The organism is Albidovulum aestuarii (assembly GCF_029961185.1).
In the GTDB taxonomy this organism is placed as follows: domain Bacteria; phylum Pseudomonadota; class Alphaproteobacteria; order Rhodobacterales; family Rhodobacteraceae; genus Albidovulum; species Albidovulum aestuarii.
In genome coordinates this window covers 142,139-163,087 of record NZ_JASBQQ010000005.1, presented here as the reverse complement: position 1 = coordinate 163,087, position 20,949 = coordinate 142,139, and the positions used below count along the sequence as shown (strand labels likewise).

The 20,949-nt window shown below is 60.3% G+C and carries 18 protein-coding genes; 9 read left to right on the top strand and 9 right to left on the bottom strand.

Annotated elements, in window-relative coordinates; genetic code table 11:
- The first annotated feature begins 57 nt into the window (after positions 1 to 57).
- From dusB to hflX, 9 genes are all read left to right on the top strand, one after another.
- Entirely contained in the window at positions 58 to 1,050 is a 993-nt protein-coding gene (gene dusB, locus QKW60_RS12995; protein ID WP_282369287.1) for a tRNA dihydrouridine synthase DusB, read from the top strand.
- On the top strand, positions 1,047 to 2,126 hold the full coding sequence (locus QKW60_RS12990) for a two-component system sensor histidine kinase NtrB (protein WP_282369286.1): 1,080 nt from the start codon (positions 1,047 to 1,049) through the stop codon (positions 2,124 to 2,126). The genes dusB and QKW60_RS12990 overlap by 4 nt, the downstream gene beginning before the upstream one ends.
- Complete coding sequence (locus tag QKW60_RS12985; RefSeq protein WP_282369284.1) at positions 2,126 to 3,493, top strand: response regulator; 1,368 nt, start codon at positions 2,126 to 2,128, stop codon at positions 3,491 to 3,493. Before QKW60_RS12990 ends, QKW60_RS12985 begins: the two co-directional genes overlap by 1 nt.
- A gap of 100 nt (positions 3,494 to 3,593) precedes the next feature.
- The gene (locus tag QKW60_RS12980; RefSeq protein WP_282369282.1) at positions 3,594 to 5,867 is read left to right on the top strand and encodes a sensor histidine kinase NtrY-like; all 2,274 of its coding nucleotides are present in this window, start codon (positions 3,594 to 3,596) and stop codon (positions 5,865 to 5,867) included.
- Positions 5,864 to 7,276 carry a nitrogen assimilation response regulator NtrX gene (gene ntrX / locus QKW60_RS12975; protein WP_282369280.1) on the top strand — a complete coding sequence of 471 codons (1,413 nt, stop codon included), beginning with the start codon at positions 5,864 to 5,866 and terminating at the stop codon, positions 7,274 to 7,276. Before QKW60_RS12980 ends, ntrX begins: the two co-directional genes overlap by 4 nt.
- Positions 7,277 to 7,425: 149 nt before the next feature.
- Positions 7,426 to 8,802, top strand: a complete 1,377-nt coding sequence (gene trkA, locus QKW60_RS12970; RefSeq protein WP_282369278.1) for a Trk system potassium transporter TrkA — start codon at positions 7,426 to 7,428, stop codon at positions 8,800 to 8,802.
- 3 nt (positions 8,803 to 8,805) lie between these two features.
- Positions 8,806 to 10,320 carry a TrkH family potassium uptake protein gene (locus tag QKW60_RS12965; RefSeq protein ID WP_282369277.1) on the top strand — a complete coding sequence of 505 codons (1,515 nt, stop codon included), beginning with the start codon at positions 8,806 to 8,808 and terminating at the stop codon, positions 10,318 to 10,320.
- 138 nt (positions 10,321 to 10,458) lie between these two features.
- Positions 10,459 to 10,692, top strand: coding sequence for an RNA chaperone Hfq (gene hfq, locus QKW60_RS12960; protein WP_105512925.1), 234 nt, complete (start codon positions 10,459 to 10,461; stop codon positions 10,690 to 10,692).
- Positions 10,689 to 11,975, top strand: a complete 1,287-nt coding sequence (hflX, locus tag QKW60_RS12955; protein ID WP_282369478.1) for a GTPase HflX — start codon at positions 10,689 to 10,691, stop codon at positions 11,973 to 11,975. The genes hfq and hflX overlap by 4 nt, the downstream gene beginning before the upstream one ends.
- Before the next feature lie 438 nt (positions 11,976 to 12,413).
- Here hflX and QKW60_RS12950 read toward each other — a convergent pair whose 3' ends face one another.
- The 9 genes from QKW60_RS12950 to QKW60_RS12910 form a co-directional block, all read right to left on the bottom strand.
- Entirely contained in the window at positions 12,414 to 13,139 is a 726-nt protein-coding gene (locus tag QKW60_RS12950; RefSeq protein ID WP_282369272.1) for a helix-turn-helix transcriptional regulator, read from the bottom strand.
- 878 nt (positions 13,140 to 14,017) lie between these two features.
- Positions 14,018 to 14,890 (bottom strand): MBL fold metallo-hydrolase, encoded by an 873-nt coding sequence (locus tag QKW60_RS12945; protein ID WP_282369270.1) that lies wholly within the window; start codon positions 14,888 to 14,890, stop codon positions 14,018 to 14,020.
- A 103-nt stretch (positions 14,891 to 14,993) separates the two neighbouring features.
- Positions 14,994 to 15,656 (bottom strand): phosphoglycolate phosphatase, encoded by a 663-nt coding sequence (gph, locus tag QKW60_RS12940; protein ID WP_282369268.1) that lies wholly within the window; start codon positions 15,654 to 15,656, stop codon positions 14,994 to 14,996.
- Positions 15,653 to 16,207 carry a thioredoxin family protein gene (locus QKW60_RS12935; RefSeq protein WP_282369266.1) on the bottom strand — a complete coding sequence of 185 codons (555 nt, stop codon included), beginning with the start codon at positions 16,205 to 16,207 and terminating at the stop codon, positions 15,653 to 15,655. Before QKW60_RS12935 ends, gph begins: the two co-directional genes overlap by 4 nt.
- A 10-nt stretch (positions 16,208 to 16,217) precedes the next feature.
- Positions 16,218 to 16,907, bottom strand: coding sequence for a ribulose-phosphate 3-epimerase (gene rpe / locus QKW60_RS12930; RefSeq protein WP_282369264.1), 690 nt, complete (start codon positions 16,905 to 16,907; stop codon positions 16,218 to 16,220).
- A gap of 120 nt (positions 16,908 to 17,027) precedes the next feature.
- Complete coding sequence (nagA, locus tag QKW60_RS12925) at positions 17,028 to 18,185, bottom strand: N-acetylglucosamine-6-phosphate deacetylase (RefSeq protein WP_282369262.1); 1,158 nt, start codon at positions 18,183 to 18,185, stop codon at positions 17,028 to 17,030.
- On the bottom strand, positions 18,185 to 19,216 hold the full coding sequence (locus tag QKW60_RS12920) for an SIS domain-containing protein (RefSeq protein WP_282369260.1): 1,032 nt from the start codon (positions 19,214 to 19,216) through the stop codon (positions 18,185 to 18,187). The genes nagA and QKW60_RS12920 overlap by 1 nt, the downstream gene beginning before the upstream one ends.
- 1 nt (position 19,217) lies before the next feature.
- On the bottom strand, positions 19,218 to 19,976 hold the full coding sequence (locus QKW60_RS12915; protein WP_282369258.1) for a GntR family transcriptional regulator: 759 nt from the start codon (positions 19,974 to 19,976) through the stop codon (positions 19,218 to 19,220).
- Positions 19,973 to 20,848, bottom strand: a complete 876-nt coding sequence (locus QKW60_RS12910; protein WP_282369256.1) for a glucosamine kinase nucleotide-binding domain-containing protein — start codon at positions 20,846 to 20,848, stop codon at positions 19,973 to 19,975. Before QKW60_RS12910 ends, QKW60_RS12915 begins: the two co-directional genes overlap by 4 nt.
- Positions 20,849 to 20,949 lie beyond the last annotated feature (101 nt).

Here is a 20,949-nt window from a genome sequence, read left to right as displayed (position 1 = left end):
GTTGCTTTTTTTCCTTTGCAAGCTTAGGACCGGGGCAGTTGCACAAGGATTAGGCAGTTGCCACTGACACTCGGCGATATCACGCTGGATCCCCCGGTCTTTCTTGCCCCGCTCGCGGGGATCACCGACCTGCCGTTCCGCCGTCTTGTGGCACGGTTCGGCGCGGGACTCGTGGTGTCCGAGATGGTGGCCTCTGGCGAACTTTTGACTGAAAAGCCGTCAGTTCGGGCCAAGGCGCGAACCGATCTCGGCCTTGGCGATGACACCGCGACTTCTGTGCAACTTTCTGGGCGTGAGGCGGGCGCAATGGCCGAAGCGGCAAAGGTCGTGGCTGCCATGGGGGCGCGGATCATCGACATCAACATGGGATGCCCGGCCAAGAAGGTCACGGGCGGGCTCTCGGGTTCGGCCTTGATGCGCGATCCCGGTCATGCCCTTACGCTGATCGAGGCGGTTGTCGACGCCGTCGATGTGCCGGTGACGCTGAAATGCCGTCTGGGCTGGGATACTGACTGCCTGAACGCACCGGATCTGGCGCGGCGTGCTGAGGCGGCCGGGGTGCAGATGATCACCGTTCACGGCCGGACACGGCAGCAATTCTACAAAGGCGCAGCCGACTGGACGGCGATCCGAGCGGTGCGTGATGCCGTAAAGATTCCTGTGATTGCCAACGGCGATATCGTCGATACGTTCTCGGCCCGGGCAGCGATGTCGGCCTCAGGCGCGACAGGCGTTATGGTTGGGCGCGGTGCGCAGGGCGCGCCCTGGCGGTTGGCGCAGATTGCAGCGGATTTATTCGGCTCACCTGATCCCGTGATACCAATCGGAAGCGATTTTTCTGACTTTGTTTCAGAGCATTACGAGGCGATGCTGAGTTTCTATGGCGCCGAGCTTGGCGTCCGGATCGCGCGAAAGCATCTGGGCTGGTACATGGACGAAGCGGGCGCCAGTCCCGCAATCCGTACCCGGATGATGGTGACTACCGACCCGGTTGAGGTTCTGGGCCTTATTGAACGCGCCTTTGCCGAAGCCAAAAGGTGCGCGGCATGAGCCTGCCCGCCGCCGCGACGCTCTGGGCCTCGCTGCCGGTTCCGGCAATCCTGATCGACGAAAGTGACCGGGCGGTGGACGTCAACCCTGCTGCTGAAGCCTTTCTGAACGTCTCCGCGAAGGCGATGAAAGGCCAGCCTATTTTTGACCGTCTCGCCATCGACGCGCCGTTGGAAGAGGTCTTTGCACGCGTTCGTGCCAATCACTCCTCGCTTTTCATCAATGATGTCGATGTCGGTACCGGCGACCGCGCACCGGTCATCTGCAACCTTCAGGCCGCACCGCTGTCAGAACACCCTGGCACGGTCATCCTGATGATCTCGCCCCGGGAACTGGCCGAGAGGTTGGGACGGGGGGCTGGGATGAAGACGGCCGCGCGCTCCGCCATTGGTATGGCTGAGATGCTGGCACACGAAATCAAGAACCCTTTGGCCGGGATAACCGGAGCCGCGCAACTTCTGTCTATGAACCTCGGCCCAGAAGATATTGAACTGGCCGATCTGATCGTCGAGGAAAGCCGTCGGATCGTGAAGCTGCTGGAGCAGGTGGAGCAGTTCGGCAACCTGCGACCTCCCGAGGCGAGGCCGGTCAACATACACGATGTACTCGACCGGGCGCGGCGTTCCGCGCTTCTGGGTTTCGCCGCGCATATGACGATCGCCGAGGATTACGACCCGTCGCTGCCACCGACGGCGGGCGATTCCGATCAGCTCCTGCAGGTGATCCTGAACCTTCTGAAGAACGCGGCCGAGGCGACGAAAGGGGCGGCGGGCACGATCCGGCTTCACACCTATTACGACCAGGGATTACGCCTGCGTCGTGCCGACGGCGGCGGCATGTCGCTGCCCTTGCAGATTGAGATCACGGATGACGGGCCGGGCATTCCACCCGATCTGGCGGGCGACATCTTCGACCCCTTCGTGTCCGGGCGTGAAAACGGCACGGGTCTTGGTCTGGCGCTTGTATCGAAGATCGTTGCCGATCACGGCGGCTGGATCACTGTGGAATCGGTTCCCGGCCGCACCACGTTCCGCCTGTCGCTGCCCGTCGCGCCGAAACCTGAGGAGACACCCTGATGGATGGAACCGTCCTTGTTGCCGATGACGACCGCACGATCCGTACGGTTCTGACCCAGGCATTGACCCGGGCGGGCTGCAAGGTCCATGCAACCTCGTCCATGGTCACGCTCATGCGCTGGATCGAGGAGGGCAAGGGAGATCTGGTGATTTCGGATGTGGTCATGCCGGACGGCAACGGGATCGAGGCCCTGCCGAAGATCGCCGCCGAACGACCTGGTCTGCCGGTCATCGTGATTTCGGCGCAGAATACGATCATGACCGCGATCCAGGCGGCCGAAGCCGAGGCCTATGACTATCTGCCGAAACCCTTCGACCTGCCCGACCTGATGAAACGCGCGGCCCGTGCACTGAGCCAAAAACGGCGAGTGGTCGCGCCTGAGCCTGCTCCGCGTGAAGGTGGGGATGATCTGCCGCTGGTGGGGCGGACCCCGGCGATGCAGGCGCTCTACCGGCTGGTCGCGCGGGTGATGAATGCCGATCTGCCGGTGTTGATCACTGGAGAATCCGGGACCGGAAAGTCGCTGGTCGCTCGCGCAATCCACGATTTCTCTGACCGGCGCACATTGCCGTTCGTGATCGTGCAGGCAGCCGAGCTGCAAGGCGTGGACGGTCCGTCGGCGGTCCTGTCGCGGGCGCGTGGCGGGACAATCGTCTTTGACGAGATCGGCGATTTTGACACCGAAGCCCAGGGAAGAATCGTGCGCATGCTTGACGCACTGCCCGCTACCGCGCCGCGCATCCTTGCCACCAGCCAGCAGGATCTCACGGCGCGGCTGGAGACGGGAAATTTCCGCGAGGACTTATACTATCGGATTGGTGGGGTCGCGCTGACGGTACCGCCGCTCCGGGACCGGGTCGACGATATCCCGCTTCTGGCCGAACATTTTCTTGCACGTGCCGAGCGGGACGGTCTGCCACGACGGCGGATAGCATCCGATGCCATGGCTCTGATCCGCGCCTATCGTTGGCCTGGTAATGTGCGGCAGTTGGAAAATACGCTGAGGCGGCTTGTTGTGACCGCACTTGAGGCAGAAATTACACGGGTCGAGGTTGAGGCTGCCCTTGGCAGCACCCCCGCGCCCTTGCCGCGGAGCGATGTGCAGGAGCCCGCCGAGCGGCTTTCCGCTTCCATATTGCGGCACCTCCGACGCTACTTTGACCTGCATGGAGACGGCCTGCCGCCGCCGGGCCTTTACGACCGAATCCTCAAGGAAATGGAACTTCCGCTAATTGAGATCGCACTGGACGCAACAGGCGGTAATCAGGCTAAATGCGCCGATCTTCTCGGCATCAATCGCAATACTTTGCGCAAGAAGATCACCGATCTCGATATCCGCGTGACACGGCGCCGTAAGTTGATGTAAAACAGCAACACAAACCGTGGCCCATCTGCGTCAGCAGGTGAAAGGACCACGATATATCGGCGATGGCCGCTTTAGCGGCCCAAGATCAGGGGCGAGCCTTGTGCAGGGCTTAGCGCGCAGTGCATCATGGGAACGATTTGCGCGGTTGCGGCGGCAACGGCGGTTCCAGAACGTACTGACACTTGGTCTTGTCGTTCTAGGGCCACTTCTGGCGATCGCGACCTTCATTGCGCTTGGTCCCTTCGGACAGGGGGCGGAATCGTCTTCGCTCCGCCTGATCCTTCTCGCCGACCTCGTCTACTTCCTGGCTCTGGGCGGCATGGTGCTTGCACGGCTTGCACGGATGATCGCCGCCCGGCGGGCGCAATCGGCGGGATCAAGGCTGCATATGAGGCTCACGGGCATTTTCGCCGGTATCGCGCTCGTGCCGACGATCCTTGTTGCGATATTTGCTGGGCTGACCGTCAATATCGGTCTTGAGGGTTGGTTTTCCGACCGCGTGCGCGGGGTGGTCGGCACCTCGCTAACGGCCGCCGAGGCCTACCAGGAAGAACACCGGCAGGACCTGATCACCGATGCCACGGCATTGGCGGATTTCCTCAACCGCGCGAAAGAAGCGACGTTCCTGCTTCCGGACGCCGATCTTCGCCAACTTCTGACCCAGGGTCAGACGCAGATTCAGCGCGGTTTGCGCGAAGCCTATGTCATCGACGGCAGCGGCGAGATCAGGGCGCGGGGTGAACGGTCCTATCTGTTTGATTTCGAAAAGCCGGCCAATGAAGACATCACCCGTGCGCGCGGTGGCGAAACGGTTCTGGTCGAGGATTGGGACAACAACGAATTTCGGGCCTTGATCGCCCTGCCGGCGTTTTCTGACCGCCTGCTCTATGTCAGCCGCAATGTCGACGGGCAGATCCTTAACCTGCTGGATGAAACCCGTGCCACGGTGGCGCTTTACCAACAGCTTGAAGCGTCGCGCGGGCGTGTCCTGTTCGAGTTCGGTCTGGTTTATGTTGGCTTCGCGCTCCTTCTGGTGCTGGCTGCGACATGGATGGGGCTCTGGGTCGCCGAACGCCTTTCACGGCCTGTCGGGCGTTTGGCGGGTGCGGCGCAGCGGGTCGGTGCGGGCGATCTGGAAGTGCAGGTGGTGGAAGAGGAGGGCGACGACGAGATTGCCATGCTCGGCCGGGTCTTTAACCAGATGACGCGGCAACTCAATACGCAGCGGCAGGCCCTTATGGACAGCCACCGGGCTACGGAACGGCGGCGGCGGTTGTTTGACTCGGTGCTGTCGTCCGTAACTTCGGGGGTCATCGGCCTCGACGCTGAAGGAAATGTAGATTTCCTCAATCGAGCTGCGACCCGGCTTCTGGGTCTGGACGAGGTGACCGACCACGACCGCGCGCTGGCCGAGGCTGTACCTGAGTTTTCCGCTCTTTTCGCGCGGTTACGCGAAGGGATCGGCGAGGTCGCGCAGGAAGAAATCAAGGTCAGCCGCGAAGGGCGGTTGGAAAGCCTGCTCGTTCGCATGGCGATCAGGCGCAATACCGAGGGGCGACTCGAAGGCTACGTGGTGTCCTTCGACGATGTGACCGAACTGGTCAGCGCGCAGCGTATGGCGGCCTGGGGTGACGTCGCCCGCCGCATCGCGCATGAGATCAAAAACCCGCTGACGCCGATCCAGCTTTCCGCCGAACGCATCCGTCGCAAGTTCACCGGCATGGTGGGTGAGGAGTCAGAAAACCTTCAGCAGATGACGGATGTCATCGTCCGCCAGACCGGTGACCTGCGTCGCATTGTCGACGAGTTTTCCAAATTCGCCCGTATGCCGGAACCCGACCGGCGCGATCACGATCTGACCAAGCTGATGCGCGATGCGGTGACATTGCAGGATGGCGCGTTGCACGGGGCGAAACTTAGTGCCGACCTGCCGGACCTGCCGGTCACGGTGGAACTCGATTCGACGATGATATCGCAGGCGGTCACGAACCTGATCAAGAATGGCGGCGAGGCGATTGAATCGTTGATGGAAGCAGGCGCGCCCGACGGCTACGCCCCCGAGGTCAGGGTGTCGATGGAGGCTACGCCAGCCCTGGTCACGATCCGCATTGCCGATAACGGCATCGGGCTGCCGGAAGACCGGGCGCGGTTGTTTGAACCCTACGTGACGACGCGCGAGAAGGGCACCGGGCTTGGCCTTTCCATCGTCAAGAAGATTATCGAGGAACACGGCGGCACGCTCATCCTGACCGATGCCGAACCGTTCAGTGAGGGTGCCCGCAGGGGCGCGATGGCCGAGATTCGCCTGCCAAGGGCAAAAACCGGTCGTGGGCAGAAAGACAAAGCCGTTGAAACGGCCGGAGGTGGTAGATGAATGACATTCTGATCGTTGACGACGAACGTGATATCCGTGAACTGATTTCCGATATCCTGAAGGACGAGGGTTTCACGACCCGACTGGCATCCAACTCGGACGAATGCATGGCCGAGATCAATGCGGAACCGCCGGCGCTGATGGTGCTCGATATCTGGCTGAAGGACAGCCGGATGGACGGAATCGACATTCTGAAGACGGTGAAGCGGGACAATCCCGACATTCCGATCATCATCATCTCGGGTCACGGCAATATCGAAATCGCGGTCGCAGCAATCAAGCAGGGCGCCTATGATTTCATCGAGAAACCTTTCAACATCGACCAGTTGACAGTCGTGATCGCGCGGGCCATGGAAACGTCGCGGCTCAGGCGCGAGAACGCCTCGCTTCGCCGCGGGGATGTGGCGTCGTCCGATATGATCGGGTCCAGCCACTCGTTCCGCGCACTGAAGGCACAACTCGACAAGGTGACGAAGTCCAACGGCCGCGTGATGCTGACCGGTCAGCCCGGATCAGGCAAGGAGGTCGCGGCGCGCTACATACATGTCAATTCCAACCGGGCAAGCGGACCGTTCATTTCCGTTGCCTCCGCGTCGATCGAACCGGAGCGTATGGAAGAAGTGCTTTTCGGGCGTGAAACACCCGAGCGTGGCGTGGAAAAAGGGCTTTTGGAACAGGCCCATGGCGGTGTCGTCTACTTCGACGAAGTGGCCGATATGCCGACCGGCACGCAATCGAAGATCCTTCGGGTGCTGACCGAACAGCAGTTCACACGGGTTGGCGGGGCGGACAAGGTCCGGGTCGATCTGAGGGTGATTTCGTCGACGACGCGCGATCTCGCCAACGAGATTGCGGCAGGACGCTTCCGCCAGGAACTTTACGACCGCCTCAATGTCGTGCCGATTGCGGTGCCGTCGCTGGAGGAACGCCGCGAGGACATTCCCGAATTGTCGCAGCATTTCGTGGCCGGATTCAACAAGAGCCAGGGTCTGCCGTTGCGCGACCTTTCGGAAGAGGCCGAGGCGCTGATGCAGACGATGGCATGGCCCGGCAACATCCGCCAGCTTCGTAATGTCATAGAGAGAGTTCTGATCCTGGGGGAATCCAGCGGCCCGATCGAGGCGCGCGAACTTCCCGGACAGAGCGAAGGTTCGCAGGAAGAAGGTCGCGTGGTCTTGTCCGGCGGGCTCGCGACCCTGCCGCTGCGCGAGGCGCGCGAACTCTTTGAACGCGAATACCTGCTTACACAGATCAACAGATTCGGCGGAAATATCAGCCGCACCGCGACTTTTGTGGGCATGGAGCGGTCGGCCCTGCATCGCAAACTGAAATCGCTGGGTGTTGTCACAACCTCAAAATCGGGTGCCCGCGTGGCGCATGTGGAAGAGGAAGAAGAAGAGGAAGTCTGAGGACGTTGGACCGGAAGGATTTTGTTTCAAAATCCTTCCGTGAAAGGTTTTGGGGCAAAACTTTTCCTGCCCGACCAGACTGAAGCGGCCGCGTTGACCGCGCAACGGCCTCCGCCTATCAAGTAGCGCAGTCACATGCTGGAGCGATCATGAAAGTCATCATTTGCGGCGCCGGACAGGTTGGCTGGCAGATTGCACGGCACCTTGCAGGGGAAAAGAACGACGTCACCGTCGTCGACAGCAATGCTGAGCTTGTCCGCCGCGCGACCGAGGCTTTGGATGTGCAGGGGATCGCGGGGTTCGCCTCCTACCCGGACATTCTCGAACGTGCGGGCGCACGTGATGCCGATATGATCATCGCGGCCACCCATTCGGATGAGGTGAACATGGTCACCTGCCAGGTGGCGCATTCGGTCTTTGGCATCACCCGCAAGATCGCCCGGCTTCGCGCACAATCCTACATGGACGCGATTTATTCTGACCTCTACCGGCGCGACCACCTCCCCATTGACGTGGTGATCAGCCCCGAACGTGAGGTTGCGGAGGCCGCACTTCAACGCCTTGCCGCGCCCGCGACTTTCGACACCGAAAGCTTCATGAACGGCAAGGCGCAACTTCTGGGCGTGGCTTTGGGCGAGGATTGCCCGGTCCTAAACACACCTCTGCGTCAACTCACTGATCTCTTCTCGACGCTCCGTGCGATTGTTGTCGGCATCCGGCGCGAAGGGCGGCTCTTTGCCCCTGAGCCGGATGACCAGCTTTTCGCGGGTGACCAGATCTATGTCTTTTCCCATGTCGAGGACGTCAATCGTACACTCGACATCTTCGGCAAGACGACGAAAAAGCAGGAACGCATTGTCATCATCGGTGGCGGCAATGTCGGTCTTGCTGTGGCCCTCGCGCTGGAAAGCCGCACAGACCGCATCCGCGCCAAAATGATCGAGAAAAACCGAGGCAATGCTGAACGGGCGGCGGATTCGCTTGAACGGACGATCGTGCTCAATGGCGATGGCATGAACATGGATATTCTCGCCGAGGCCAATATCGACCGTGCGGATGCGGTTCTGGCCGTCACTGACGATGACAAGACCAATATCCTGGCCGCCGTCCGGGCCAAGCAGGCGGGTTGCCCGATGGCCATCGCGCTTATCAACGACCCGACGCTTGTGCCGCTCATGGGTGCCCTCGACATCGACGCCTATATCAACCCGCGCGCCACGACCGTCTCGTCGATTCTGCGCCATATCCGTCATGGCCGCGTCCGCGCGATCTATTCCATCGGCGATGCCGAGGCCGAGGTGATCGAGGCGCAGGTCCTGTCGACCTCGCCCATCGCGGGTCGCCCGGTGCGCGACATCGAATTCCCCGAAGGCGTGCTGATGGGGGCCCTGATGAAGGGCGACAAGGTGGTTAAACCGACCGGGGATACAAGGGTAGAGGAGGGGGATGTCATCGCACTCTTCTGCATGGCGGGTGACATCCCCGAGGTCGAGCGGCTTCTGCAAGTCTCGATCGACTTCTTCTGACCGATGCGCCGCCTTCATCAGATTCCGTTCATGGTGATCCTGATGGGGGTCTTCGCTCTGGCCATGTATGTGCCGGCCGCCCATGGATTTTCGGTTCGGAACTATGCGGTTTCACGGGCGTTCTTCTACTCTGGCACCCTCTTCCTGATGGTCACGGTCCTGCTGGAAGTTGCAACGGCGGCCAATCGCACCCGGCAGCCGGCGCGGGACCAGCTACTGACATTGCTCGGTGCGTTCACCGTTTTGCCGCTGATGCTGGCGGTTCCGTTTGCGGAATCGGTACCGGACACCACGTTCTACAACGCCTGGTGGGAAATGGTTTCGTCCCTGACCACGACCGGCGCCACCCTGTTCGAGCCCGGACGGTTGCCTGGATCCGTCCATCTGTGGCGGGCTTTGGTCGGCTGGCTAGGGGGCTTCTTCGTGCTGTTGACCGCGATTGCCATTCTAGCGCCGATGAACCTCGGCGGGTTCGAGGTTCTGACGGGGGCGCCAGCCGGGCAGGGGGCGACCGCAGGCGGGCAGACAGTGCAGCGCACCGGGCCGAACGAACGGTTGTGGCGGTACACTGTCACGCTCTTCCCTGCCTATGCCGGGCTGACGCTCGTGCTCTGGATCGGCCTGATCGTCGCGGGTGACCGGGCACTGGTTGCGGCGTGCCATGCGATGTCGACGCTTGCCACATCGGGAATTTCCCCGGTCGGGGGCATGTCCGGGTCCGATTCCGGGGCAACCGGAGAGGTTGTCATCTTTGCGTTTCTCGTTTTCGGCCTTTCACGCCGTCTCTATCCATCAGGCCGGACCCTGCAGGCCGTTCGCGGCCTGTCGGATGACCCGGAACTGCGCATGGCCCTCTTGCTGATAACGGTGGTCCCGGCACTTTTGTTCTTACGCCATTGGATGGGAGCACTGGAGGTCGATGAGGTGAAGGATACGGTTGCCGCCGTGTCAGCACTTTGGGGCACGGTCTTTACGGTGCTGTCCTTCCTGACCACCACGGGATTTGAATCCGTCGATTGGGTTGAGGCGCGGGCCTGGTCCGGATTGGAGACGCCGGGTTTGATTCTTGCCGGGCTGGCGGTGATCGGCGGCGGGGTCGCGACGACGGCCGGAGGCGTGAAGCTGCTGCGTGTCTACGCGCTCTACCGGCATGGTGAACGGGAGGTTGAGCGCCTGATCCACCCGAACTCCATCGGTGGATCGGGGGCGCAGGCACGCAAGTTGCGGCGGCAGGGCGCGCAGATGGCATGGATATTCTTCATGCTCTTTGCCCTCGCCATTGCGGTGACCATGCTGGCCCTGTCGCTGACCGGGCTCGATTTCGTGTCATCAACGACTTTTGCCGTGGCCGCGCTTTCGACCACCGGCCCCTTGGCAAACGTCACCGCAGGTTCGCCCCTCAGCTGGGCGGATCTCGACGGTGCGGCCCGTGTCATCGTCGGCGCCGCGATGGTTCTGGGTCGTCTTGAAACGCTTGCGATCATCGCTTTGCTCAACCCGGAGTTCTGGCGCGGTTGACCGGAACTGCGACAATCCACGAAAAATCATACTTTTGGGCTGGAAGTTCGGAAATTCTTTCGCATACTCGCCCCAAGCTCCCGGTGCAGCGCCGAGGGGCGTGTACGCGCGTATAGAAAACAAAAGGCGACGATAAACATGGCTGCCGACAAACAGAATTTACAGGATGCCTTTCTTAATCATGTCCGCAAGGCGAAGGTTCCGGTGACAATCTTCCTGATCAACGGGGTGAAGCTTCAGGGGGTGATCACCTGGTTCGACAATTTCTGCGTCCTTCTGCGCCGTGACGGCCAGTCGCAGCTTGTCTACAAGCATGCGATCTCGACCATCATGCCAGGTCAGCCGATCTCGCTTTACGAGGGCGAAGACTGAACACTCCCGTCACCGTCAAGGACCGGCCCGTAAAGGCCTATGTCCTTCATCCCGATCTGAAATCCGGTCGTACTGTGCGCCGGATACCAGAACATGCGCTTGCGGAGGCCGTGTCGCTGGCCGCGGCGCTTCCCAATCTTGATATCGTTGGGTCCGAGATTGTCCGGCTGCCCAAGGTGCAGCCCGGTATGCTGTTCGGTTCGGGCAAGATCGCTGAATTAAAGGCCCGATTTGTTGCCGCCGAGGTCGAATTGGTGCTTGTCGACGGGCCGGTCAGCCCGGTGCAGCAACGAAATCTTGAAAAGGAATGGGGCGTCAAATTGCTCGACCGGACCGGGCTGATCCTTGAAATATTCGCCGACCGGGCGCGGACGCGGGAAGGTGTGCTGCAGGTGGAACTGGCAGCATTGTCCTACCAGCGGACCCGGCTGGTGCGCGCCTGGACCCACCTTGAACGCCAGCGTGGCGGGTTGGGCTTCGTCGGTGGTCCTGGGGAAACCCAGATCGAGGCCGACCGCCGCGCCATCGACGAAGAGGTGGTGAAGATCCGCCGCCAACTGGCCAAGGTGGTGAAGACACGCGAGTTGCACCGCGCCGCGCGCCGCAAGGTGCCGTTCCCGATCGTTGCACTGGTTGGTTACACCAACGCCGGCAAATCGACGCTGTTCAACCGCATGACAGGGGCCGAGGTTCTGGCCAAGGATATGCTCTTTGCCACACTCGACCCGACGATGCGGGGGGTCGTGCTTCCTTCGGGCAAGAAGGTGATCCTGTCGGACACGGTGGGCTTCATCTCCGACCTGCCGACGCAACTGGTCGCCGCCTTCCGTGCCACGCTGGAGGAGGTTCTGGAGGCTGACCTCATCCTTCATGTCCGTGACATTGCCCATCCGGAGACCGAGGAACAGGCGGCCGATGTCGGTGATATCCTCGAAAGCCTCGGCGTCGATGACGGTGTTCCGATGTTTGAGGTCTGGAACAAGATCGATCTTCTCGCACCGCCTTTGCGGGAAGCCCTTTTGGTGCAGGACGCGCGCAAACCCGATGTCCATGCGGTTTCCGCGCTTGATGGCGAAGGGCTGGTCGCGCTGCTGGATGCCATCGGAGCAGCCCTTGACGATGAGCGGGATGAAACCGATCTGGTTCTGCCATTCGCAGCCGGTCGTGCGCGCGCGTGGTTGCACGGCGAAGGTGTGGTTTTGTCTGAAACTGAAACGAAAGACGGTTACCGTCTGCGGGTTCGGTGGTCCGCACGACAGAAAGCTGCCTTTGAGGCGCTTTAGAAACTCTGGCGTCAACAACACAACCAATGCGGCGGAATGTACGCCAGGCCGCTGGCGCAACGCAAAAATGGGCGGTGCCTCGCTTGTCGCGATGCACCGCCCGAATTCGCGCCAGCACCTGTTGGGGATGAGGACAGGGCGCGTCTCTAGTGCCAGACCCGCCAGAAGGAATATGCTCCCAGCAGGCCTGACGTCCGGTTTCCCGGGCCCCCCATTCCCCCACAAAGCTGCGGGCTGGTCCGGGGCGCTGTTCCTGGCTAATGCCACCACTCACGGAACAACATCATAATGCCCCTAAGGCTGACGTTACGGAAGTAAGGGAATCCTTACCAATTCACGTTCTTGAAGTTGTGAATGATTCCAGTCTGTTACATTAAACGCATCGAAGTGCGGAAACGAACTGTTTCCACATTTAAATCAATCCAAAAGATTTGTTTCTTAACCGGGGAAAATGAATATTTGATTCTGGAATGAAGCCTTAAGTACGGCCTGGGCCGTCGTATCTACATCCAAAGCCTCGCGGGCAAGGCGCAGATGTTTTTCCACCGTGGCCGGAGTCAAACCCATGATCGTGGCGATGTCTTGCATCGTCTTGCCGTCACCAACCCATTCCAGAGCTTCGCGTTGGCGGGGCGTAAGTGCCCGTCGTGATGACGCAAACGGCATCGCGGTTATTCTGAGATGTGTGACATTGTTGATCACGGTGATCTCTCGGCCATGTTCCGACCAAATACTATCTATTTCATGCTGACGAAGATCGCGCCGTCCGCAAAGGCCGATTGCGCCCTTGGCGCGCACCGATACATCGTGAAAGCTTATCGAATAACCGCAACGGACGTCGTATTTTTTGTTTAGTTCCAGTATCTTGCGTTCAGTCGGCGTCATTGCGCCAGAATTGGCAACCTCTTCAATAAGGCGCCACGAACACGCTCCCTCATTCACCGCCGCCCATCGTACCATCGGTGCGTGGTTGTAGATTCCGCTTTGAACGAATTCATCAAGATAGGCCTGGTCGTGGTTTGACAGGACAAGCAAATCTTCCGCATTGCCAAACGAATTCGAGGTGCGGAACCTCGTAAAACCGTAGAGGAGGCGGTCAAAGCCATACTCTGCCATCTTCTCCAGATGAAGCGACCAAATCTCTTCGATCGACGTCGCCTCCATGACACGTTCCAGATGACTGACAAGAGGAGTATGCCTGTTCATTGCTGTAGTCGTGCTCTCCGAACGCCCATATCGACGGTTGATACGTGCGCCAAACACCCCACTGACAGATGCATCCGAACAATGCTCCCGCAGTCGGAGCCGCGAATGGCCGGCAGCGATAACAATGTCATAGCACTATCCCCAACTTCTTTTTGCCATGCCCGTACTGCCCTGTCGAGAGGGGCTGGCATTGCTATTTCAACCTGCAGACGACAGAGGCTACACGGTTGCCATCAACGCCTGGATCTTGCGTATGCGTATCGATTTTTAACCCGAACGCACGGCGCACTCAAACTTAGAAAATTGCCACCATAACCAGCGACGGCCGCGCCTTGTTGGATTGGGTGGTGCACGCGGTCTCGCGTGGAGCCGCGCGCCTTCGTTAGGCTGCGGTAACAATTTTGGATTTTCACGGTCCGAGTAAGTTCGGCCAGTGTGTATCTCGTTAGAAACAAAAGAAATTAATTAAAAGCAGCCACTTATGCCGTGTTGGTGCCTGAGTAGGCCGATGTTTTATCCGGTCACAGTAGGCAGTTTGGAAAGATGCCCTTCGGTTCTACGACCGCTATCGACCTGAACGGGGGCGAGCATTCGCATATTCCGGGCGCCAATACCCAAAGGTCCGTTGGGCATTTTACAGGGACCGACATCTCTTGATCGCAGAAACGTTTCTAAACAGGGCAGTTTAGTCAGGATAACAGGATCACGATTTCGTGATATGGTTGCAAAACCACGCTGATACTCCGTGCTCCTGGTTGTCAATTTTCCCGCGGTTTCACCGTCAATGAGATTGTCGCGAATTGCACGCTCGGGAGATTCGTAGCGGAGGCCAAGCTTCAAAGGCCATTAACCGGAACCTTCAAATAGGTTTTTCCGTCTTCCTCTGGCGGCGGCATCTGTCCCGCCCTCATATTGACCTGTAGGGAAGGGATGATGAGTTTCGGCATCGCGAGGGTTTTGTCGCGTGCCTCGCGCATCTCGACGAACTCCTCTGACGTTCGCCCTCCGCCAATATGCACGTTGCGCGCTTTTTCTTCCGCTACGGTCGTTTCCCAAGCGAATTCATCGCGTCCCGGTGCCTTGTAGTCGTGGCCAACGAATATCCTTGTAGCGTCCGGCAGGCTGAGGATCTTTTGGATCGAGTGAAAAAGCGTTTCGGCAGACCCGCCGGGAAAGTCGCACCTTGCGGTGCCGAAATCCGGCATGAACAACGTATCGCCGACAAAAGCCGCATCGCCGATCACATAAGTCAGACAGGCCGGCGTATGGCCGGGCGTATGCAGCACATCGGCTGTCAGGGAGCCGATTGCAAATGTATCGCCCTCGGTGAACAACCGGTCGAACTGGCTGCCATCGCGCTGGAACTCGGTGCCTTCGTTGAATACCTTGCCGAACGTGTCCTGCACCACCGTGATCTTTTGACCAATGCCGATCTTGCCGCCGAGACGTTCCTGAATATAGGGCGCGGCCGAAAGGTGGTCGGCGTGAACGTGGGTTTCAAGAATCCATTCGACGGACAGGCCCTTGTCCCTGATATGCGTAATGATCCGGTCGGCCGAGCGGGTGTCCGTGCGCCCCGATGCGTAGTCGAAATCCAGGACCGAATCCACGATCGCGCAGGCATTGCTGCCGGGGTCTTTCACAAGGAATGTCACCGTATTCGTTGCGTCGTCGAAGAACCCCGTCACTTCAGGTTTCTCAGCCGTCATTCCGATCTCCCGCCTTGTCTTATTGCGATATATGGAGCGGATAACACATTTCAACTATTGAATGTGATATCCGTCGGGGCATAGCGCCAGCACAGCGACCACGTTACGCCCGGCAGGACATTCGGGCAACAATGTCCGGAAGCTCGGCGAAGTTCCGAAACACGTGGGTAACCCTGATTTCTTCTAGGGGCACTCTCAGATACCCTTCCGAATAGAGGAGAAAGGGCAGGTCGGCGGCCTCCGCCGTCCGGGCGTCGACCTCGCTGTCACCGATATAGATCGCAGACGAGCCGAGCGCAGAAGCCACGGCCTGAAGTGGGGCAGGGTGGGGCTTTTTCTCGGGCAAGCTGTCACCTGCGATGACAGCATCGAAGTAGCCATCGAGACCGAGTGCTTTCAGAACCGCTTTGGTCGCCGCGCCGGGCTTGTTGGTGCAGATACCCAATGGATGGCCGCGCTGCCGGAGCGCAGCAAGCGCATTGGCAACGTCCGGGTAGACACGCGTCAGTTCTGAGGACCGCGCGGTGTAGTCAGAGACAAGCCCGTCGGTCAACTCGGCATGTCGCTCCGGCGAAAGACTGCGGGCGGCCATCACCCTGCGTACCAAAGCTGGTGCGCCATCGCCGACATAGGATTGAACCTCGGCGCGAACCATCGTCTGCCGGCCTTCGGCAACCAGCATTCGGTTCACTGCCGCCATGAGGTCTGGCACACTGTCGATCAGCGTCCCGTCGAGATCGAAGATCAGCGAGGGCAGGGGGCTCACGCCGCCTTCCACTTGATCGAACAGCCCATGGATGCGACCTGCTCCACCGGTCCCTTGTCGGTTTCGGCGACCTGTTTCATCGCCTCGAACAGCTCGCGCTTCACATCGGGACCTGCCGCCTGACGGCCCGACGCATCAAGGCGGCCGCGATACTGCAGTTCTAGCGACGCGTTGAAGCCGAAGAAGTCTGGCGTACAGATCGCGTCGTAAGCCTTTGCAACTTCTTGGCTTTCATCGAAGAGGTAGGGGAAGCTGAAGCCGTGTTTGACCGCCTCCGCCTTCATCTCGTCAAAGCCGTCCTGCGGATAAGCGACAGAATCGTTGGAAGATATCGCTGCGACGCCGATGCCGAGCGCCTGCAGTGCCTTTGCATCCCGAACGATCCGGTCGATGACCGACTGCACGTATGGACAATGATTGCAGATGAACATGATCAGCGTGCCATTCGGTCCTGCGACGTCACTGAGCGACCAGTTGCGGCCATCGGTGCCCGGCAAGGTGAAATCCGGTGCCTTCCAACCAAAATCGCAGACAGGCGAGGATACGGCCATGTTTATCTCCTTACTGTGCTGCCTCGGCGGCCGCACGGATCGCGGCGATATTCTTGCCATAGACTTCGGGTTTCGCAACAGACCCGCCGGAGAAAACGCCTGAGCCCGCCACAAGGACATCGGCGCCGGCCGCGGTGACCAGCGGCGCGGTCTCTGGCGTGATGCCGCCGTCGATCTCGATATGAACCGGTCGATCACCGATCATGGAACGCAAAGAACGCACCTTATCTATTTGGGAATGAATGAATTTTTGCCCACCAAATCCCGGATTGACCGTCATGACACAGACAAGATCGACGAGGTCGAGAACCGGGATCAGTGCTTCGGCCGGTGTGCCGGGATTGATTGCCAGACCGGCTTGTTTCCCTGTGGCCCGAATGGCTTGCAGTGTGCGGTGAATGTGTGGGCCGGCCTCTATATGGGCGGTGATGATATCTGCGCCAGCCTCGGCGAAGGCTTCGATATAGGGATCGACCGGCGCGATCATAAGATGCACGTCCATGACCGTTTTGATATGTGGTCGGATCGCCTTGCAGGTCGCGGGACCGAAAGTCAGATTCGGCACGAAATGGCCGTCCATCACGTCAACATGAACCCAGTCGCAGCCCTGATCTTCAATCGCCTGAATTTCCTGACCAAAGTTGGCGAAATCTGCGGACAGGATCGATGGGGCGATCTTGATCTTGCGGTCAAAGGTCATGAGGGCAGGCTCCGGGTTTGCTGTCTGGCTTCATCTAATGGCAAAGGCCGGACGATGCCAGCGGGAAGGCAATCGTTGGGCAAGTATATATTACATAATACCGATTATCAGATAATTGTATTAACCTGATGTAACGCCAATCGGCTGCCCCTTTTGCCAGACTCCTTGCAATTCGAACGATTCAGTAAGGTGCACAAAATCCGAGTCCCGCCCTGCCGCCAACGTGCCGCAACTGCCAGACAGGCCCAGAACACGCGCGGGAACGGACGTGGCCATCGCCAAGGCGCGGTCACGCGGCAGCCCGACATCGTTGCAGATCACGCGGATCGCCCGGGCCATTGAAAGATCCGCACCGGCGAGTGTGCGATCCGCCAGCATCAGGCGCCCGTCCTCGCGACGTATCTCTCGGCCGTTGAGGCTGAACTGCGAGATGTTCGAACCTGCAGGCGCCATCGCGTCGGTTACAAGGAATATTTCCCCCGGCCCCGTCTTGGCCCGCAAAGCCGCGCGCATGACTTTAGGATGCACATGAATGCCGTCCGCGATCAGACCGGCATCCAATGCACCCGTCGACAAGACCGCACCGACAAGACCCGGTTCGCGACTGCCAAGCTGGCTCATCGCGTTGAAAAGATGTGTTGCGAGACGTGCACCGGATTTAGCGGCGGAGACGCAGCGATCAAACCCGGCATCGGTATGGCCGAGCGACACGATAATACCGACGCCGCTCAAAGTAGCGATTTGATCGTCGGTCACCGATTCCGGCGCCAAGGTCACCATCAGCCGGGGTAAGCGTCGGGCGGCATCGCAGAGGAACGCCAGATCGCCCTCACCCATCGGTCGGATCAGCGACGGGTCGTGCGCACCTTTGCGCGCGATGCTCAGATGCGGACCTTCAAGATGAAGTCCGGCAATCCCCCCAACACCTGCCGCAATCGCTGCTTCGACCGCCTCGACCGCTGCGCGGGTTTGATCCGGCGTGTCTGTGATCAGAGTTGGTAGGATTGTCAACGATCCGAGCGAAGCATGTGCAGCGGCGATGCGCGTCAGGGTCTTCACGTTCGGCGCATCGTTGAACATGACGCCGCCGCCGCCATTCAGTTGCAGGTCGACAAATCCCGGTGCCAGAACCCCTCCGTCGAGTTTAACCGTTTCGGCGCCATCGACCTTGGCATCGGGCGGCAGCATTGCCGCGATCCGGCCATCCTTGACCAGCAGTGATCCGGGACCCGACCGCGCCCCATCGAAGATATCCGCGCCTGTGAAAAGCGTATTCATCAGACCGTCTCGGTGACTTTGTTGAGGTGACGCGGCCGGTCGGGGTCGATGCCACGGGCCAGCGCGACCTCTTCCACCATCGCGTAGAAAGAAACAATCAGCGCAAGCGGATCGGTCAGCGGGTGGTCCGTTCGCACGAAGGGCAACTGGCGGGCGTTCGTGACCCGGTCGGAGGTGACGAAGACCGTCGCCCCCTTCCCGGCAATCGCGTCGGCGACTTCGACCACGGTATCCTCGGCCGCATCGGCCGCGGCGAAGGCCAGAACCGGGAAGTTCTGCGACACGATGGAAACCGGTCCATGCAAAACCTCGGCCGAGGAATAGTTCTCTGCATGGATCTGGCAGGTCTCCTTGAACTTGAGCGCGGCCTCGCCTGACATGGCATAGCTTGGCCCCCGGCCCAATGTATAGAGCGAGGCGGCATGGGCAAGACGCCCGCCAAGGTTGGACCAGTCAACCCGCGCTGCCTTGTCCAGTTGCGACGGCAGGTTCGTGATGGCGGCGCTCAGTTCAGCGTCCCCGTGCCATTCTGCAATCAGAGCCAGCCCCGCCACAGCTGAAGTGACGAATGTTTTAGTCGCGGCCACCGAGAGTTCCGGCCCGGCCTGAATGTCCAGGACCTGATCGCTCGCGGCGGCCAGCGGCGAGGAAGCGTCATTGGTTACAGCGACCGTCAACGCCCCCCCTGCCCGCGCGACGCGCGCCAGTTCGACGATGTCTGGACTCTTGCCCGATTGCGAAACCGACAGGCAAAGGCTGCCGCCGAGTTTCAGCGGAGCCCGGTAGATCGAGGCGACAGATGGTCCGATGGAGGCCACCGGCAGGCCAAGTGTCAGCTCGGCCACGTATTTCAGATAGGTGCAGGCGTGATCTGACGATCCCCGCGCGACCGTCGCGATGTAGGATGGATCAAGGCTGCGAGCCGCCTCTGCCGCTTCCCGGATCGTGACCCCGCCCTTGTCCAAAAGCCGGGCGACGGCATCGGGAATCTCCCGAACCTCCTTGCGCATCAAGCTTTGGGATGTGGTCATGTCAAGCCTCCGGTATGCGCATTTCGGCAACGAAATCATAGGCATCGCCGCGATAGATGGATTTTGTGAACTCGACGACGCGGTCGTCAGGCAAGTACGAAATGCGTTCAATCCTGAGCCCCGCCGTCATTGGCTGCACTCCCAGCAATTCAGCGTCTGCTGCACCAAGATTGATCGCCGAGATTTTCTGGACCGCCCGCACCGGGCGCAGCCCGGCTTCGCCCAAAACTTCGTAAAGCGACCGGGTCACGACCAATGGGTTGGGCAGGATCGCAGTCGGCAGCGAAGCCCGTTCAATCGCCATGGGCCGCCCGTCGGCCCGCCTGAGCCGTGCGAGCCGGGCGACCTGTTCTCCGGACGCAAGCCCCAATGCCTCAACCTCTTCAGCAGTGGGCAGAAAGAGGCCGCGCTCCAGCCAGTCCATCTCTGACCTGAAACCGCGTCGCGCCATATCCTCTGAAAAAGAGGTCAGCCGGGAAAGCGACTGCTCCACCCGGGGCCGCGCCGAGGCGACGAACGAGCCCGAACCCTGCCGTTGCAGGACCAGCCCTCGGTCCACCAGTTCGGCGATGGCCTTGCGCACCGTCACACGCGACAGATCGGAGATGGCCGCGATTTCACGCTCGGGCGGCAGCGGCATGTCAGGGGCAAGAAAACCCGACGCGATACCGGCCTCGATCCGCTTGCGAAGCTGGACATAGAGCGGCCCGTTAGCGGGGTTCAGCCAGTGTTCGGGATCAAGAAATTCGCTGATCGTCATGCGCCCCCCTCTGCCAGCCGGGCCGCCAGCAGCAATGCTCCGTCCAAAGCTGTTCCCTCAGCCGCCCGGATCCGGGACGCGAGACCAGGGCCGAGCCAGTCGGCATAGGCCGGGCCAAGTCCGCCCGTCATGCAGATCGTCTCGCCCTCGGTCAGCCCAAGCGTGGTGAGGGCGGATTCGATATAAGTCGCACCCTCCCGCATCAGACGCACGGCAACGGCATCTCCACTCTTGGCCGCGGTCACTATTTCGGGCGCGAGCGTTGCGAAATCGACCGGGCTGGAAGACAGCGCGAACGCGACAATGCCTGATCCATTGCCAAAGCGCTTATAAATCGCCGCCGTCAGCGGACTGTGCGGGGCCATTCCGTCACCGGCCATCAATGTTTCTTGCAGAAGCTGTCGGCCAAGCCAGGCGCCTGACGCCTGATCACCCAGCAGGAACCCCCAGCCACCAAGGACACGGATGACACCGGCGGTCTGGCGACCAATGAAAGACCCGGTCCCAATCGCGGCAACCGCCCCGTCCTGATCCCCCAAAGCGCCCGCAATCATCGTCGGCTGATCGTCGGTCACGACCACGCGTTTGAACGGCAACGCGGCGGCAACCCGGGCGGCCATCGCAGCATCCATAACCCCCGCAAGCCCGACATGCGCGGTCGCTCCAGCGACCTCGCCAAAGGATATCCCGGCCGTCTCTGCCAGGCGTTCCAGCAAGTCGTTGATCCTCGCAATCGCGCCGCCGAAGTCGGACACATTGGCGGGGCCGCCGGCCGCTTCGACCCGCCTTCCCTCAAATCCAAATATCAGCGCGGCACGGCTGGACGTGCCGCCGCCGTCAAGGCCAATCGTCAGTGAGTCGTGTCGCTTCATGAAGATACCATTATAATACCTATAGCTTGAAAGAAAGCCATTTCTTGAGACCAAAAAGTAATTCATGGTGCATTAGTAAGGCCAATGTGGGTTAAAAAGAA